Here is a 14610-nt window from a genome sequence, read left to right on the forward strand (position 1 = left end):
AAAAAAAGCCACCTTCTTAGGTGGCTTTGTTCATGCTGGGATTGGGTCTGTTGCTGTGAACCAATCAGGAGGAATTTCCATCGCTCTCCCGGGCTTGTCCTTTTCTTCCATAAACATTTTTAAGTGTCTCTTGTGCTGTTTTATTGCCCATGTGAGACTCTGAAATTCAAAAGCGAGTCTTAGAAAAGATTGCATTGAAATTCTAAAGCCACCATCTGCGATTTTCCCTGTTGCTGAAATTTGAGCATACCAGTGCTCATCTTGCAAGAATGTGATATGCATCCCGTTTTTCTTGAACCTTCTTTTTATTACTTGCAGGTCAAGCAAAACAACAATGCTCAAGTTTCCGTTGATGAATTTATAAAGATGTTGCGGCTCTAAGGAAAGGTGAAAAGGTGTGTATGGGTGCCAGTTCATTGCTCTCTTGTATTCATTCAAATTTATCATGTGAATGTACTTGCCTGCCACTTCTTCAAAAGCACCTTGCTTAAATTTCGTGATTGCTAGATAGTGAATTCCTGCTTCTGGTGAAACATGGCTAGTGCCTTCTTTGTAAGACCTTTCAATGCATTCATTGAGGGCTTGCAAGTGATACCGTTCTTTTCCTATATGTTCATGACGAACAACAGGACCCATACCCCTAAAATTATCAGCCTCGTCTTTGACAAAAAAACTGTTTAGCTCTCCGATGTTTTTTAGCTGTCTTTCACCTCGTTTGTCTAGCTTGTAGTTGTCAGACTCGGCAGTTTTTATTTCAATAGGGTAGGGGTCATTGCGACCCAAAAGGCATACATCACCGTGTCTAAGTGTGTTGGTAAGGTCACAAAGCACAGCAGGAACATTATTTTTACCTGCCTCCTTTAAGAACATAAGTTCTGTTTTAAGCCCTTCTTTTCCCGATACAAAGCCAGCAGTCTGTTTGACATGGTATTTTTCATCATAGAGAAAGTGTTTGATTGCATACTTATCACAAAAGATAAAAGCAATGCTTTCTCCATACATTTTCCAGATATAAATAATGTACTTATAGTCTTCTAGTTTTTCTTCAAAAACTGGAATGAGCTTACTTATTTCTTTTGACCGCTCTTTTGTCGGTCTGTCGTTTGCTTTCTCAAGTCGTAGTTTTTGAATTATTGCTTTTGTACGAAAGATTGCTTTTTCTGCTTCTTTCACTTTCCTCAAAAGCAATAGTTGAAAATCTACAATTGCACCAGCATGCAATTGCTTCTGTGTCTTGATGATGTGCAGCATCATCGTGAATTGGTCAATGCTTTTCTTGTATCGTGCAACCATTTTTTAGCCTCCAAAAAAAAAGCACTCCGTAGAGTGCTTGTGTGGGGTGTGCTGTTTAAGCAAAAGCCTTGGCAAGCCAAGTTTTGCCGGCTTCTGTCTCAAACCAAGCCTTGCCCTCGGCAGTGGACTTTTCAACAAAACTATCTTTACCAAGCTGCTTAACAGACTGCCAGTATTTGAGAGCATCAGCAGTGAGCTTCCACACTTCGCGGTCTTTCCAGACCTTGAACTGGCTTTGGCGACCTTCTTTAGTGGTGACAGCAGTAGCAAAGATAGGTTCTTTATCAGTAGCTTGGCTACCTGCGGGAAGAATAATCAGCTTCTCAGCAACAAGAAGAGCAGTGAGTGCCTTGGGGTCAATCTTGCTCTTCTTGATTTCTTCAATAATCTTCTTGCTAGATTTCTCAATTTCTTCTGCCTGTGCAAGCTGAGCTTGCAGGGCTTCCATCTGGGCTTTGATTTGTGCAGAAGTCAAAAAACTTTGATTGGCAAACATTTTAAAGCCCTTATGTGGCTGTTTAAGAAGACTCTATTTTATTGTTGTTGCTTTTTCTTGTCCAGGACTTTTTTTAACTTTCTTCTGTAATATTATAGTAGTGCTTAGTTTGTTGTCCTGAAGCATGCCCAAGAGACTTCATGGCTTGTTCTTGTGTAGTCACTTCTTCAGGTGCAACTATTGAACTATGTAGCTCTTCAAATTTTCGTACTGATTGCAAGCCTAAAATTTCAGTTGCAAGAACTGAATTTCCTTGGCCTATTTTTGAAAGCAATCTTGAAATATTGGTTCTTCTTAAGTCGTGAAATCTTATCTTTTTGTGTAGCTCTACAGACTTGAGGAAGTCAGTCCACATCTTTTCAAATCCACCTATTGAATAAGAGAAAAACCGCCCATTTTCAGCATTTGGTTTTAGGGTGGTTATGAAGTCTCTGGCATCTTTTGTTAGATAGACTTTTCTAGGCTTGTTGCTCTTAGTGTGTGTGAGTTGTATGTATGTGCTTTTTACCTGCTCTTGTGTGAGGTACACAATTTCACTTCTTCTCATGGCTGTCAGCAATGAAAGTCTCGTGATGTTGTACAAATCTTTATTGCTTTTTTCAATCAACTTGCTATAGATAAGTTCTTCTTGTTGCTGTGACAAGATAACTTCTCTTTTTGTGATTGTGTAGTGCCCCAGTAGTTCTTTGTCATAGTTTTTCGTTGGATTGGTTAAGTCGGCTAAACTTTCATTGAAGTATTGTAGTTTTCTATAGACATTTGAGATAAAAGTTATTTCCCTGCTGACTGAAATAGGCTTGATGGTTTTTAGTCTTGTCTTGATGTAGTTGTTTATGTCAATAGCCCTAATTTCCCTCACATCAAATCCTTTAAGAAATTTGTAGACTGGCTCATCAGGATCTAAAGCAAGCTCTAATTTTTTCTCAAGTGTTATGTTTCTATCAAGAATGCTTGTGTTCTTTATTGTTTTCAAAAAAGATAACTTGTTGTTTCTGTTTCTTCTTTGAAGCTCATTTGTTGGCTCTTTAATGTAGTCTTGTGCATACAAATCTACAAAATAGCCAAATTCATAGTTGTTGTTGTCTAAAGCAATTTGTTTCTTTTCAGTTTCCACAGAGTAGATAAGCTCTTGACCTTTCTTTGCTTTCGTCAATGCAAGAAATGCTTTGGCTTCATTAATATCTTTAAAATACTTGTCGCACTTGAAATCTTTCCGGCTAACCTTCACTCTGTAGTAGATAGTTGTGGGCTTGCGGACTAACTGGATGCCTCTGGGTAGGGTAGTAGCCATAGTGAAATCTGTGGTGAAATTTGGTGCAGTAGTGACATTCTAGAGGCTGTGTAGTGAAATTTCCAGGCAGCTTTAACTCATTGATTTAAAAGGGAAAAGTATGACTGAAACCATAGTTCTCGGGGGTGGTTGTTTTTGGTGCACCGAAGCCGTGTTCGACCGCGTTCGCGGCGTGACCGACGTGGAGAGCGGCTACGCCAACGGCCGCGAACCCAACCCCACGTACGAGGACGTCTGCACCGGCACCACCGGCCATGCCGAGGTGGTGCGGCTGACCTTCGACCCCGCCGTGATCGCGCTGCGCGACCTGCTGGAGATCTTCTTCGCCACGCACGACCCCACCACGCTGAACCGCCAGGGCAACGACGTGGGCACGCAGTACCGCAGCGGCATCTACACCGAGACCCCCGAGCACCAAAGCGAAGCCGAGGCGATGGTGCGGCAGATGTCGCAGGACAAGCTCTTCGGCGCCCCGATCGTGACTGAGGTGGTGCCGCTCAAGGGCTACTGGCCGGCCGAGGATTACCACCAGGACTACTTTCTGAACCACCCCGGCCAGGGCTACTGCGCCTTCGTGGTGGGCCCCAAGGTGGAGAAATTCCGCAAGACGTTCACGCGTTTCCTGAAGCCGGACTGAGCCGGCGGCGCCCCGGTGGCCTGCGGTCGCGCGCCACCGATTCGACCAATGGTTACGTAATTCATCGGCAAAATCCTTCGATTTTTGTCTAGACTTGCGCCCTGTCAAAACAAGGACTCAGGCGGAGGTCGAACCGTGTCGGCAGGTGCAGAGAATGAACCCCGGTGGCTGGACTATTGGCGGGAGAACATGGAGGCGCTCGGGATTCCCGTGCCGGCCACCGCGTTCCCGAACTACGCGTTGATCGTGGGCACCATCAAGACCCTGGTGGACGCCGCCCGTGTGCACGGGCCGCGGGTGACGGTGGGCGAGCTGGTCGTCGCCGGCACGCTGCCCGAGCGCCTAGCCATGCTGGGGGCATTGGGCGTGGCCTACTTCGCCGGGGCGGCGGTGGGCAGCGCGGCCGTGGCCACCGGGCGAGTGATCTCGGGCGGCACCGGGCTGTCGGACGTGCTGTTCTACGCGTCGCGCCACGGCTTTCTCAACCCGCAGGTGGGCACGGTGCTGCAGACCCACCCGCAGATCTACCAGCGCCGGCATGCGGGGCGCATGACCCTGGCGCTGTCCCCCCAGAGCCTGTCGCGGGCGAGGTGATCTCCATGGCCCCATCTTCTTCTTTCAAGGACGGCGCGTACCTGCTGGTGACGGCATTGGCGTGCGCGGGTGCGTCCTGGCTGGCCTTCACATTTTTCGGGGAGGCGGTGTTCTACGGACTCTTCGGCCTCTCCTGGCTGGCCCTCAGCCTGGACAACGTGCGGCTGCGGCGCCAGCTCCGGAAACTGCAGGACGGGCAGGCGCCGTAGCGGCCGGGTCAGGCCAGCGGGCCACCCGCCAGACGGCCGAACGGAAAGGGTGGCCTGGGGCAAAGCTGCCATAATGCAACCCGTTTGCGTTACCAAGCCATCCCCGGCGCCTTTGCGCGCGCCGCTGGCCGCCCGCCATGCCCCGTTCTCCCCACCCCGATCCGTCCGCGCCCCGCGCCCTGCCGCCCGGCCTGCGTTCCACCCGCGCCACGCGCGCCCTGCTGGCGCTGATGTCCTCGCAGCCCTCCGTCGCGGTGTCCGGCGCGGAGGTGGAATCCGCCCTGGCGCGCCGGGGCGTGGTGGTCAACCGCGTCACGGTCTACCGGCTGCTGGACCGGCTGGCCAGCGCCGGGCTGATGCGCCGGCACATCGATGCCCAGCGCGTGGCCCGCTACACCCTGGTGGGCCACAAGAGCGAGCCGGCCGCGCCGCATTTCGAGTGCAACGACTGCCACCGGCAGTTTCCCGTCACCGAAGGGGCGGCCCCGCTGCAGGCGGCCGCGCGCCAGATGCTGAAGGCCCTGGCCTCGGCCGGCCACGACCGCCTGGCGCTGGACGTCGCCGTGCGCGGCCGGTGCGCCGTGTGCGCGCAAACCGCGCACCCCGGGGACGGCGAGTGATCCGCACGCAGGCGCTGGCCTTCGCCCACGCCGGCACCGCACCACTGCGGTTTCCCGATGTGGACCTGCCGCAGGGCGGCTGCCTGCTGCTGCAGGGCCGATCCGGCTCGGGCAAATCGACCTGGCTGGCCCTGGTGGCCGGGCTGCGCCGCGCGAGCGCCGGCACGGTGGAGGTGGCCGGTCAGGCGCTGGACCGCCTGGGCGGCGCGGCGCGCGATGCCTGGCGGGCGCGCCACATCGGCTTCGTGCCGCAGACCCTGCACCTGAGCGCCGCGCTCACCGTGGCCGAGAACCTCGCGCTGCCGTACTTCGCCGCCGGGCTGCCGCGCGATGCCGCCGCCATCCACGCCGCGCTCGACCGCCTGGGCGTGGCCGCCCTGGCGGGCCGCCGGCCGCATCAACTGTCGGGCGGGCAGGCGCAGCGCGTGGCCCTGGCGCGGGCCGTGCTGCTGTCGCCCCGGGTCCTGCTGGCCGACGAGCCCACCGCCAGCCTGGACGACGAGGCCGCCGCCGACGCGCTGGCGCTGCTCACGGCCTGCGCCGAGGCGTGCGGCGCCAGCCTGGTGGTCGCCACGCACGACCGGCGCGCGGCGCAGGCCCTGGCGGACCGCCCCGGCACGCAGCGGCTGGATCTGAATGAAATCGGCCTGCAGGGCAATCGATCCTAGGGCATATCGCTATGAAAAATATAGCAAACGTCCTGGGCCTTTCGTGGCGCTACCTGTGGTCGCGCCCGCTGCCGGCCGCGCTCAACCTGCTGCTGCTCGCGCTCGGCCTCGCCGCGGTCACGCTGGTGCTGCTGGTCAGCCGCCAGATCGACCAGGCGTTCGAGCGCGACGTGCAGGGCATCGACCTGGTGGTGGGGGCCAAGGGCAGCCCGCTGCAGCTGATCCTGGCGGGCGTGTTCCACATCGACGTGCCGCCCGGCAACATCGCCCTGGCCGACTTCGAGGCGCTGGCCCGCCAGCCGCTGGTGGCCGAGGCCATTCCGCTGAGCCTGGGCGACAGCTTCTCCGGCTACCGCATCGTGGGCACCACGCCCCAGTACCCCGCGCACTACGGCGCCGCGCTGGCCCAGGGCCGCCTGTGGCAGCAGTCCATGGAGGCCGTGCTGGGCGCAACGGTGGCGCGCGCCATGGCCAGCGCCGCGCAGGATGCCGCGCCGGGGCAGGGCGACGCGCTGCTGGGCCGGCGGTTCGTGGGCAGCCATGGCCTGGCCGGCGGGGGGCACGCGCACGGCGACCACTCCTACACCGTGGCGGGCGTGCTCGCGCCCTGCGGCTGCGTGCTGGACCGGCTGGTGCTCACCGCCACCGAATCCGTGTGGAAGGTGCACGAAAGCGCACAGGCCGACGACCCCGACGACCTGGAGGCGCTGCGCCAGGAGCGCGAGGTGACGCTGGCGCTGGTGCGCTACCGCAGCCCGCTCGCGGCCGTGACCCTGCCGCGCTACATCAATGCCAACACCCCCATGCAGGCCGCCGCGCCCGCCGTCGAGGTGACGCGCCTGCTGCGCCTGCTGGGCGTGGGCGCCGACGTGCTGCAGGCCTTCGGCGCGGTGCTGCTGGGCGTGGCGGCTTTGAGCGTCTTCATCGCGCTGTGGAACGCCGTGCGCGAACGCCGCGCCGACCTGGCCATGCTGCGCATGCTTGGCGCCTCGCCCGCGCGCGTGGGCGGCCTGCTGCTGGCCGAGGCGCTGTGGCTGGCGCTGATCGCCTCGGCCCTGGGCCTGGCCGCCGGCCATGCGCTGGCGGCCGTGGTGGGCTGGATGCTGCAGGCGCAGAACGCCATGCCCGTGACCGGCGCGCTGTGGCTGCCCGAGGAATGGGCCGTGCCCGGCCTCGCGGTGGCCGTGGCGGTGGTGGCGGCGCTGCTGCCGGCCGTGCAGGCGTACCGGGTGGACGTGGCCGACCTGCTGGCGCGGCCTTGACCTGGAATGCCTGGATGCCTCGATGCCTGGACGGCCCCGAACCCTTCCCCCTGTTTTTGTCACCCAACCTCCCTGAAAGGACTTCTTCCATGACCGCCACCTCCCGACTCCGCGCCCTGGCGCTCGCGCCGCTCTTGCTGCTGGCCGCCGTTGCCGCCCAGGCGCAGCAGCATTCCGACGCAGATACCAAGGCCGACATCCAGCGCCACCGCGCCATGGCCGCCGCGCACGAGGCCGCCGCCAAGTGCCTGGAATCCGGCAAGGGCCACGACACCTGCGAGAAGGAACTGCAGGCCGCGTGCAAGGGCCTGGCCATCGGCAAGTTCTGCGGCATGAAGCACCAGCATTGATCCGTCCCCGGGCCCGCCCCGGCCGGGCGCCTGCGACAATCGCACAGGCCGGGCAGGGCGCCCGGCCGCCGTTCGCCGCCTTTTTGAGGACCCCCGCATGAAAGCCATCCCCCTCGCATTCGCCTGCCTGCTGGCCTGCGGCGTGGCCGGCGCGCAGGCGCCCGACGGTGCCGGCGCGGCGCTGTCGTCCCCGCTGGGCGGCGGTGGGCTGCCCCCCGGCAACGGCGCGGGCTACCACAGCCCGCAAAGCCCGATCAAGCCGCTGCCCACGCGCAGCGACGTGGTCCCCTGGTCCACGCTGACCAACCTGCAGAAGAAAACCCTCAAGACCCGCATCGAGCCGGTCTTCAACCCCGAGCAGAAGGCGCTGAACCAAACCGTGCAGCGCGTGCAGGGCTTCATGGTGCCCATGACGGCCAAGCCGCAGCAGCGGCACTTTTTGCTCACCTCGGTGCCGCTCACCTGCGCCTTCTGCATTCCCGGCGGGCCGGAGAGCATGGTCGAGGTGAAGGCCTCGTCCCCCGTCACGTATTCGCTCGAACCCGTGGTGGTCGAGGGCCGCTTCGAGACGCTGCGCAACGACGAGTACGGCCTGTTCTACCGCATGGTCGACGCCAGGCCCGTCCCGTGATGCGAGCGCTTCGCTGACACAGCGCCCAGACCCGCCGTCCCCACGTTCCCCATGACACCCGCGCGCCCGCAGCCATTGCCGCACCGCCGACGCATCGCCGTCTGGTGGATCGCGTTCGCGCTGCTGCTGGCGCCATTGCTCGGCCGCATGCACCAGGTGGTGCACGGCGTGGGGGCGGGGCCGTCGGCCGTGGCGCCGGGCCTGGCCTCGGCCTCTTTCTCCCGGCCGGCAGCGGGCGTGGCGCGCCATGCCCCTGCGCCCCCGGTCGCCACCGCGCCCAATGCGCTGCCAGGGCAGGCCGGCGATGCGCTCCATGCGCTGTTCGCCGGCCACCACGGCGCCGACTGCCAGCTGCTGGACCAGCTCCTGCTCGGCGGCGCGCTGCTGGCGGCCCTGGTGCTGCCGACGCTGCACGGCGCCGCGCAGGCACCGCTGCCGGAACACGCCTCGCACACCGGCACGCGCCAGCGGTCGGCCTTTCTCGCCCGCGCGCCCCCCGCACGGGGCTGACCGCGCCGTCTCCGCACCGCCCCGGCCGCCGCTGGCCACCCCCGACCTCAGTGCGGCGATGCTCCTTTTTTGATAGCTAACTGCCTTAGTCGAATTTGCGCTGGTGGCACTTTTTTGCCTGATTGGCTGCCTGCTCCACGCACAGGCCGCCGCCCCTTTTCGTGAAGCCTGAATCCATGAACTCCCCCCACCGCACCGCGCAGCCTGCTGCGCCCCTCACCGCGCTTTCGGCGCGCGTTCCCGCTGCGCGGCGCGCCACGCTGCGCCCCCTGGCCTGGGCCGCGCTACTGGCGCTGGGCGGTCCCGGCCTGCTGCCGGCCGCGCACGCCCAGGCGGCCAGCGCGGCCGACCCCGCGGCGTCCGCCAGTGCCTCCGCACCCACGCCAACCGCACCCACGGCGCCGGCCGCGCGCCTGCCCGAGGTGACCGTCACCGGCAACCCGCTGGGTGCCGCCACCGTGGTCGCGCCGGCCGCGCAGCTGTCGGGCGATGCACTCACCCTGCGCACCCAGTCCACCCTGGGCGAGACGCTGGACGGCCTGCCGGGCGTGAGCAGCACCTATTTCGGCCCCAACGCCAGCCGCCCCATCATCCGGGGCCTGGATGGCGACCGCATCCGCATCCTGCAAAACAGCGGCGCCACGCTGGACGCCTCGGCCCTGAGCTTCGACCATGCCGTGCCCACCGAGGCGCTGGTGACCGAGCGCATCGAGGTCCTGCGCGGCCCGGCGGCACTGCTGTACGGCGGCAGCGCCGTGGGCGGCGTGGTCAACGTGATCGACAACCGCATTCCCCGCGAGCCCATCAACGGCGTGGCCGGCAAGGCCGAGGCGGCCGCCGCCACGGGCAATGGCGAGCGCTCGGGCGGCGCCATGGTGGAGGGCGGCAACGACCGCTACGCCCTGCACGTGGACGTGTTCGACCGCGACACCGACGACGTGCGCGCCCCGGCCGACCTGGCCTGCGAAAAGCCTGGCTCGCCGGGCCTGGCGCGCCGCATCTGCAACTCCGCCAGCCACACGCGCGGCGGCGCGGTGGGCGGCACGGTGTTCTTCGACCGCGGCTACCTGGGCGCCTCGGCCAGCACCTACCGCAACGACTACGGCACCGTGGCCGAGGACGACGTGACCATCGGCATGCGCTCCAACCGCTACGCGCTGGACGGCGAGTGGCGCATCGACGCGGGCCCGCTGCAAAGCATCAAGATGCAGGCCAGCCACACCGACTACGTGCACACCGAATTCGAGGGCGGCGAGGCTGGCACCACTTTCCGCAACCGGGGCAACGACCTGCGGCTGGAGGCCAAACACGCGCCGCTGGGCGCGCTGCAGGGCGTGATCGGGCTGCAGGCCGAATCGTCGCGCTTCTCGGCGGTGGGCGAAGAGGCCTTCGCGCCCTACAGCCGCAGCCGGTCCACCGCGCTGTTCGCGCACGAGGAACTGGCCACCGGCTGGGGCAAGCTGACCTTCGGCGCCCGCACCGAGCAGGTGAGCGTGGAATCGTTCGGCAGCGCCGACACCGACCGCTTCGACACGGGCAAGCACACCTTCCACCCGCACAGCGCGGCGGTGGGCGCGCTCGTGAACCTGGCACCCGACTGGCAGTTGACCTCCAACCTGTCGTACACCCAGCGCGCGCCCAAGGACTACGAACTGTTCGCCAACGGCCCGCACATCGCCACCGGCGCCTGGGAGACGGGTGACAGCCGCCTGGGCCTGGAGAAGGCGACCAGCATCGACGTGGGCGCCGCCTGGAAGAGCGGGCCTCAGCGATTCGCTGTCACCGCGTTCTACAGCCGGTTCTCCAACTACATCGGCCTCACGCCCACGGGCGCCAGCCTGACGGAAGAGGGCGAGCGCGTTCCCGCCGGCACGGACGGTGCGCTGCCCGAGTACCGCTACCAGGGCGTGCGCGCCAAGTTTTACGGCCTGGAGGCGAGCGGCAGCGTGCGCCTGGTGGGCGAGAGCGGCCTGGCCGGCGCCACGCTGTTCGGCGACACGGCATCGACGCTCGACCTGCAGTTGCGTGGCGATATTGTGCGCGCCACCAATGAGGACACGGGCGAGCCGCTGCCGCGCATCGCGCCGCTGCGCCTGGGCAGCACGCTGGCCTGGGCGAGTGGCCCGTGGCGCGCCGGCGTGGGCTTTGACCACTTGGCCGCCCAGGACCGCGTGCCCAGCGACGGCACCCGCACCACCGGCGCCTACACGCTGTGGAACGCCTCGGTGGGCTACCACCAGCAGGTGCAGTTCGGCGCCACACGCAGCAACCTGCTGTGGTATGCGCGCCTCGATAACATCACCGACAAGCTGGCCTACAGCGCCACGTCGATCCTGACCACCACGGCGTTTCCGAAGTCGCCGCTGCCGGGCCGCAGCCTGAAGGTGGGCGTGAAGGCGACGTTCTGAGCGGGCGCCGGGGGCGGGCGGCTCGGCGCCGTCGGCCCCTGGCAGCCACCGCGGCCCCGGGCCGGTGTCCCCGGGAGAACGGGCGCCACGGCGTATGCTATTTATTTGATATCAATATGCCATAGTACTTATTGTGCTGGAGGCTGTTTTGGTGTGAACCCTCCGGTGGCTGACGCCAGGCATCGGGCGGTTGGCGAGGCACCGTCGTGCAAACTGGGAGGATGCATTTCTCTCCCGCCGATATCGCCTATTTCCTCGAAGTCGCGCGCCGCGGCCATGTCGGCCGCGCGGCCGATGCCGTGGGGGTGACGCAGCCGGCCGTCTCGAAGGCGATCCGGCGGCTGGAGGAGGCCGTGGGCGTGGCGCTGTTCGAGCGCGGCGCACACGGCGCCCGTTTGACGGCCGAGGGCCGGCTTTTTCTGGAGTCGGCGCGGCGCTTCGACGCCGGGCATGCCGAACTGATGCGCTCCGCGTCCGAGCTGCGGGCGCAGCATGCGGGCCTGCTGCGCGTCGGGCTCACCAACGCGGCCAGCGACGGGCCGGCCGTGCGCGTGCTCTCGGACATGGTCCGGCACCGGCCGGGCCTGCGCCTGTCGATGGCGATCGGCAAGTCCGATGCGCTCAACACTGCGGTGGAGCAGGCCGAGCTCGATGTGGCCGTCGTGCCGTCCTATCCCGGCATCGCGTTCAGCTGCGACCAACTGCCTGTGGGCGAGGACACGGTGCGCGTCGCCGCGCGCGCCCACCACCCGCTCGCGCGGCGGTCCGCGCTGACGCTCGCCGACCTGGCCGACTGCGCCTGGGCCATGCCCAGCCGGCAGAGCGCGGCGCGCCGCCTGGTGGCGCAGATCTTCGAGCAGGCCGGCGCGCCGGCGCCGCGCGTCACGCTGGAGACCGACTACATGACGGAAGCGGCCATGGGGCTGATCGCCAGCACCGACCTCGTGGGCCTGGTGCCGGCCTCGACACTGCGCGCCTGGCAGGGCCGCGTGGAGGCGCTGCCCTTGCCGATGCTGGAAGTGCGGCGCACGCTGGTGCTGCTCACCCGGCCGCAGGCGGCCTGGTCGCCGCTGATGGCAGCCTTCCGCGACCTGCTGCAGCAGCACGTGCGCAGGCCCGCCGTGCGCTGACGCTCCGCTTCGGGAAAGGTCGGGACTTGCCGCCGGGCATTCCTGCCGGTTATGGGAATCTGCATCGGCAGGAATGGGATCTGGCACCCATCTGGCTAGATTGAAGCCATCACCCGCCTGGGATCCGAACCGACCATGAATCCTCCCCACATTGTCCTCATCGTCGCCGACAACCTCGGCTGGGGCGAACTCGGCTGCTACGGGGGCGGCGCGCTGCGCGGCGCACCGACGCCCCGCATCGATGCCCTGGCCCGCGAAGGCCTGCTGCTGCACAACTTCAACGTGGAAAGCGACTGCGTGCCCACCCGCTCGGCGCTGATGAGCGGGCGCCATCCCATACGCACCGGGTGCCTGCAGTCCGTGCCGCCCGGCCTGCCGCAAGGGCTGGCGCGCTGGGAGGTCACGCTGGCCGAACTGCTGTCGGCCCAGGGCTACGCCACGGCGCATTTCGGCAAATGGCACCTGGGCGACATCGCGGGCCGCTACCCCTCGGACCGGGGCTTCGACGAGTGGTACGGCATTCCGCGCACCACCGACGAAAGCCAGTTCACCGCCACGGTGGGGTTCGACCCGTCGGTGGCCGACATTCCGCACATCATGCAAGGCCGCCGTGGCGAGCCCTCCGAGACCGTGAAGGTCTACGACCTGGACAGCCGCCGCGGGATCGATGCGGAACTGGTCGCGCGTTCGCAGGCTTTCATGCAGCGCCACCATGCAGCGCGCCGGCCCTTTTTCCTGTACCTGCCGCTGGTGCACCTGCACTTTCCGACGCTGTCGCACCCGGACTTCGCGGGGCGCACCGGCGCGGGCGACTTCGCGGACGCGATGGTGGAGATGGACCACCGCGTCGGCCAGATCGTGGACGAGGTGGACCGGCTGGGCATCGCGCAGGACACGCTGTTCATCTTCTGCAGCGACAACGGCCCGGAGTTCCGCGCACCGTACCGCGGCACGGCAGGCCCGTGGCGCGGCACGTACCACACGGCGATGGAAGGCAGCCTGCGCGTGCCGTTCATCGCGCGCTGGCCCGGCCACATCGAAAGCGGCCGCACCAGCAACGAACTGGTGCACGTGACCGATCTGTTCGCCACGCTGGCGGGCGTGGCCGGTGCGCCGTTGCCCGCCGACCGTCCCATCGACGGGGTGGACCAGCGCGCCTTCCTGTTCGGCGAGCAGGCCAAGTCGGCGCGCGAGGGCTTTCTGTTCTATATCAAAAAGGACCTGCGCGCCGTGAAATGGCGCGACTGGAAGCTGCACTTCTACTGGGAGCCCGAGGTAAACGAGGGCAAGGGAAAGCTCGAGTCGCCCTACCTGTTCAACCTCACGCGCGACCCCAAGGAAGAGACCGACGTGCTGGTCTTCAACACCTGGGTGCTGGGCCCGATGCTGCGCATGGTGCAGGCCTTCGACCAGAGCTGCGCGCAGTTTCCCAACACGCCGCCGGGCCAGCCCGACTGAGCGCGCGCCGCCACGCCCCCGTCCTTCACCCCTTCAGGAGCCTCGCATGCCCCCACCGTTCCTTTCCCGCCGTGCGCTCGTGGCGGCCGCCGCCGCAGCAGCAGCGCTGTGCCTGCCCGCCGCGGCCAGCGCCGCCGGCGACCCCGCCGCCTGGCCCCATGCCAAGCCCATCACCTGGATGGTCGGCTTCGCGCCCGGCGGCACCGTCGACGTGCTCACCCGCATGGCCGCGCGCAAGCTGGGCGAGAAGACCGGGCAGCCGGTGGTGGTGGACAACCGGCCCGGCGCCTCGGGCGCCATCGCGCTGCAGGCCGCGGCCAGGGCCGCACCGGACGGCTACACGCTCATCACCGTGCCCGGCCCGGTGCTGTATGCCACGCAGCCGCCCGAAGTGGGCAAGGAACTGGCCGCGGTCGCGCTGCTGGCGCAGGGGCCGATGGTGCTGGTGAGCGGCCTGCCCCGACCGCCCGCGACGGTGCCGGACTTGGTCCAGGCGATGAAGAAGGACCCCGGCGCGTGGAGCTACGCCAGTTCGGGCAACGGCACCTCGCAGCACCTGGCCGGCGAGCTGTTCAACGTGGCCGCGGGCACGGCCATGGCGCACGTGCCGTACAAGGGCGGCGGGCAGGCGGTGGTCGATGTGGTGGGCGGGCAGGTGCCGCTGGGGCTGCTCGGGGTCACGCCGGTGCTGCCTCAGATCCAGTCCGGCAAGCTCAAGGCGTACGCGGTCACGACCCGCTTTCGCATCGAGAGCCTGCCCAACGTGCCCACCCTGGAGGAGGCCGGCCTCAAGGGCTACGACGCCGCGCAGTGGTATGTGGTCGCGGCGCCGAAGGGCCTGCCCGCCGCGCAGGTGCGGCAGCTCAACGCGTGGCTCAACGAGATCGCCGCATCGGACGACCTGAAGGCCGCGCTGTCGGCCAGCGGCTCCGTCGCGGGCCAGGGCAGCGCCGCCGACGCGCAGCAGTTCGTCGAAGCCGAACAGCGCAAGTGGAAGGCGCTGGCGAAGACCTCCCACCTGGACATCCGCTGAGGCGGGGGCGGCGGGCGCCC

16 protein-coding genes are annotated in these 14610 nt (G+C 64.6%); 13 read left to right on the forward strand and 3 right to left on the reverse strand.

Features of this window, described 5'->3' with window-relative positions; genetic code table 11:
• Window positions 1-30: 30 nt before the first annotated feature.
• The 3 genes from AVTE2539_RS19480 to AVTE2539_RS19490 form a co-directional block, all read right to left on the reverse strand.
• Window positions 31-1254: a hypothetical protein gene (locus AVTE2539_RS19480; protein WP_284413166.1), complete on the reverse strand. Its 1224-nt coding sequence runs from the start codon at window positions 1252-1254 to the stop codon at window positions 31-33.
• A 94-nt stretch (window positions 1255-1348) separates the two neighbouring features.
• Window positions 1349-1789 carry a hypothetical protein gene (locus AVTE2539_RS19485; protein ID WP_284413168.1) on the reverse strand — a complete coding sequence of 147 codons (441 nt, stop codon included), beginning with the start codon at window positions 1787-1789 and terminating at the stop codon, window positions 1349-1351.
• A 73-nt stretch (window positions 1790-1862) separates the two neighbouring features.
• Window positions 1863-3080, reverse strand: coding sequence for a site-specific integrase (locus tag AVTE2539_RS19490; RefSeq protein WP_284413170.1), 1218 nt, complete (start codon window positions 3078-3080; stop codon window positions 1863-1865).
• A 100-nt stretch (window positions 3081-3180) separates the two neighbouring features.
• On the opposite strand from AVTE2539_RS19490, the gene msrA reads away from it, so the two are divergent.
• From msrA to AVTE2539_RS19555, 13 genes are all read left to right on the forward strand, one after another.
• On the forward strand, window positions 3181-3717 hold the full coding sequence (gene msrA, locus AVTE2539_RS19495) for a peptide-methionine (S)-S-oxide reductase MsrA (RefSeq protein WP_284413173.1): 537 nt from the start codon (window positions 3181-3183) through the stop codon (window positions 3715-3717).
• Window positions 3718-3852: 135 nt separating this feature from the next.
• Window positions 3853-4311, forward strand: coding sequence for a hypothetical protein (locus tag AVTE2539_RS19500; RefSeq protein WP_284401968.1), 459 nt, complete (start codon window positions 3853-3855; stop codon window positions 4309-4311).
• Window positions 4312-4316: 5 nt separating this feature from the next.
• Window positions 4317-4520, forward strand: coding sequence for a hypothetical protein (locus AVTE2539_RS19505; RefSeq protein WP_284401970.1), 204 nt, complete (start codon window positions 4317-4319; stop codon window positions 4518-4520).
• A gap of 137 nt (window positions 4521-4657) precedes the next feature.
• Entirely contained in the window at window positions 4658-5140 is a 483-nt protein-coding gene (locus AVTE2539_RS19510; RefSeq protein ID WP_284413175.1) for a Fur family transcriptional regulator, read from the forward strand.
• On the forward strand, window positions 5137-5808 hold the full coding sequence (locus tag AVTE2539_RS19515) for an ABC transporter ATP-binding protein (RefSeq protein ID WP_284413176.1): 672 nt from the start codon (window positions 5137-5139) through the stop codon (window positions 5806-5808). Before AVTE2539_RS19510 ends, AVTE2539_RS19515 begins: the two co-directional genes overlap by 4 nt.
• A gap of 11 nt (window positions 5809-5819) precedes the next feature.
• Window positions 5820-7070 (forward strand): FtsX-like permease family protein, encoded by a 1251-nt coding sequence (locus AVTE2539_RS19520; RefSeq protein ID WP_284413178.1) that lies wholly within the window; start codon window positions 5820-5822, stop codon window positions 7068-7070.
• Window positions 7071-7159: 89 nt separating this feature from the next.
• On the forward strand, window positions 7160-7420 hold the full coding sequence (locus AVTE2539_RS19525; RefSeq protein ID WP_284413180.1) for a hypothetical protein: 261 nt from the start codon (window positions 7160-7162) through the stop codon (window positions 7418-7420).
• A gap of 97 nt (window positions 7421-7517) precedes the next feature.
• Window positions 7518-8051, forward strand: coding sequence for a DUF3299 domain-containing protein (locus tag AVTE2539_RS19530; protein ID WP_284413182.1), 534 nt, complete (start codon window positions 7518-7520; stop codon window positions 8049-8051).
• Between the two features lie 51 nt (window positions 8052-8102).
• On the forward strand, window positions 8103-8561 hold the full coding sequence (locus tag AVTE2539_RS19535; RefSeq protein ID WP_284413184.1) for a hypothetical protein: 459 nt from the start codon (window positions 8103-8105) through the stop codon (window positions 8559-8561).
• A gap of 176 nt (window positions 8562-8737) precedes the next feature.
• Window positions 8738-10969: a TonB-dependent receptor gene (locus tag AVTE2539_RS19540; RefSeq protein ID WP_284413186.1), complete on the forward strand. Its 2232-nt coding sequence runs from the start codon at window positions 8738-8740 to the stop codon at window positions 10967-10969.
• A 221-nt stretch (window positions 10970-11190) separates the two neighbouring features.
• Complete coding sequence (locus AVTE2539_RS19545; protein WP_284413188.1) at window positions 11191-12099, forward strand: LysR family transcriptional regulator; 909 nt, start codon at window positions 11191-11193, stop codon at window positions 12097-12099.
• Between the two features lie 135 nt (window positions 12100-12234).
• Window positions 12235-13557, forward strand: a complete 1323-nt coding sequence (locus AVTE2539_RS19550; protein WP_284413190.1) for an arylsulfatase — start codon at window positions 12235-12237, stop codon at window positions 13555-13557.
• A gap of 46 nt (window positions 13558-13603) precedes the next feature.
• Window positions 13604-14590 (forward strand): tripartite tricarboxylate transporter substrate-binding protein, encoded by a 987-nt coding sequence (locus AVTE2539_RS19555; protein ID WP_284413192.1) that lies wholly within the window; start codon window positions 13604-13606, stop codon window positions 14588-14590.
• The last annotated feature ends 20 nt before the right edge of the window (window positions 14591-14610 follow it).

The organism is Acidovorax sp. SUPP2539 (assembly GCF_030158975.1).
In the GTDB taxonomy this organism is placed as follows: domain Bacteria; phylum Pseudomonadota; class Gammaproteobacteria; order Burkholderiales; family Burkholderiaceae_C; genus Paracidovorax.

Bases quoted from the DNA above. Each gene is read 5' to 3' on its own strand.
- msrA (WP_284413173.1), top strand. From the start codon at position 3,181: ATGACTGAAACCATAGTTCTCGGGGGTGGTTGTTTTTGGTGCACCGAA.
- AVTE2539_RS19530 (WP_284413182.1), top strand. From the start codon at position 7,518: ATGAAAGCCATCCCCCTCGCATTCGCCTGCCTGCTGGCCTGCGGCGTG.
- AVTE2539_RS19505 (WP_284401970.1), top strand. From the start codon at position 4,317: ATGGCCCCATCTTCTTCTTTCAAGGACGGCGCGTACCTGCTGGTGACG.
- AVTE2539_RS19535 (WP_284413184.1), top strand. From the start codon at position 8,103: ATGACACCCGCGCGCCCGCAGCCATTGCCGCACCGCCGACGCATCGCC.
- AVTE2539_RS19485 (WP_284413168.1), bottom strand. From the start codon at position 1,789: ATGTTTGCCAATCAAAGTTTTTTGACTTCTGCACAAATCAAAGCCCAG.
- AVTE2539_RS19510 (WP_284413175.1), top strand. From the start codon at position 4,658: ATGCCCCGTTCTCCCCACCCCGATCCGTCCGCGCCCCGCGCCCTGCCG.
- AVTE2539_RS19540 (WP_284413186.1), top strand. From the start codon at position 8,738: ATGAACTCCCCCCACCGCACCGCGCAGCCTGCTGCGCCCCTCACCGCG.
- AVTE2539_RS19545 (WP_284413188.1), top strand. From the start codon at position 11,191: ATGCATTTCTCTCCCGCCGATATCGCCTATTTCCTCGAAGTCGCGCGC.
- AVTE2539_RS19525 (WP_284413180.1), top strand. From the start codon at position 7,160: ATGACCGCCACCTCCCGACTCCGCGCCCTGGCGCTCGCGCCGCTCTTG.
- AVTE2539_RS19490 (WP_284413170.1), bottom strand. From the start codon at position 3,080: ATGGCTACTACCCTACCCAGAGGCATCCAGTTAGTCCGCAAGCCCACA.
- AVTE2539_RS19480 (WP_284413166.1), bottom strand. From the start codon at position 1,254: ATGATGCTGCACATCATCAAGACACAGAAGCAATTGCATGCTGGTGCA.
- AVTE2539_RS19520 (WP_284413178.1), top strand. From the start codon at position 5,820: ATGAAAAATATAGCAAACGTCCTGGGCCTTTCGTGGCGCTACCTGTGG.
- AVTE2539_RS19550 (WP_284413190.1), top strand. From the start codon at position 12,235: ATGAATCCTCCCCACATTGTCCTCATCGTCGCCGACAACCTCGGCTGG.
- AVTE2539_RS19555 (WP_284413192.1), top strand. From the start codon at position 13,604: ATGCCCCCACCGTTCCTTTCCCGCCGTGCGCTCGTGGCGGCCGCCGCC.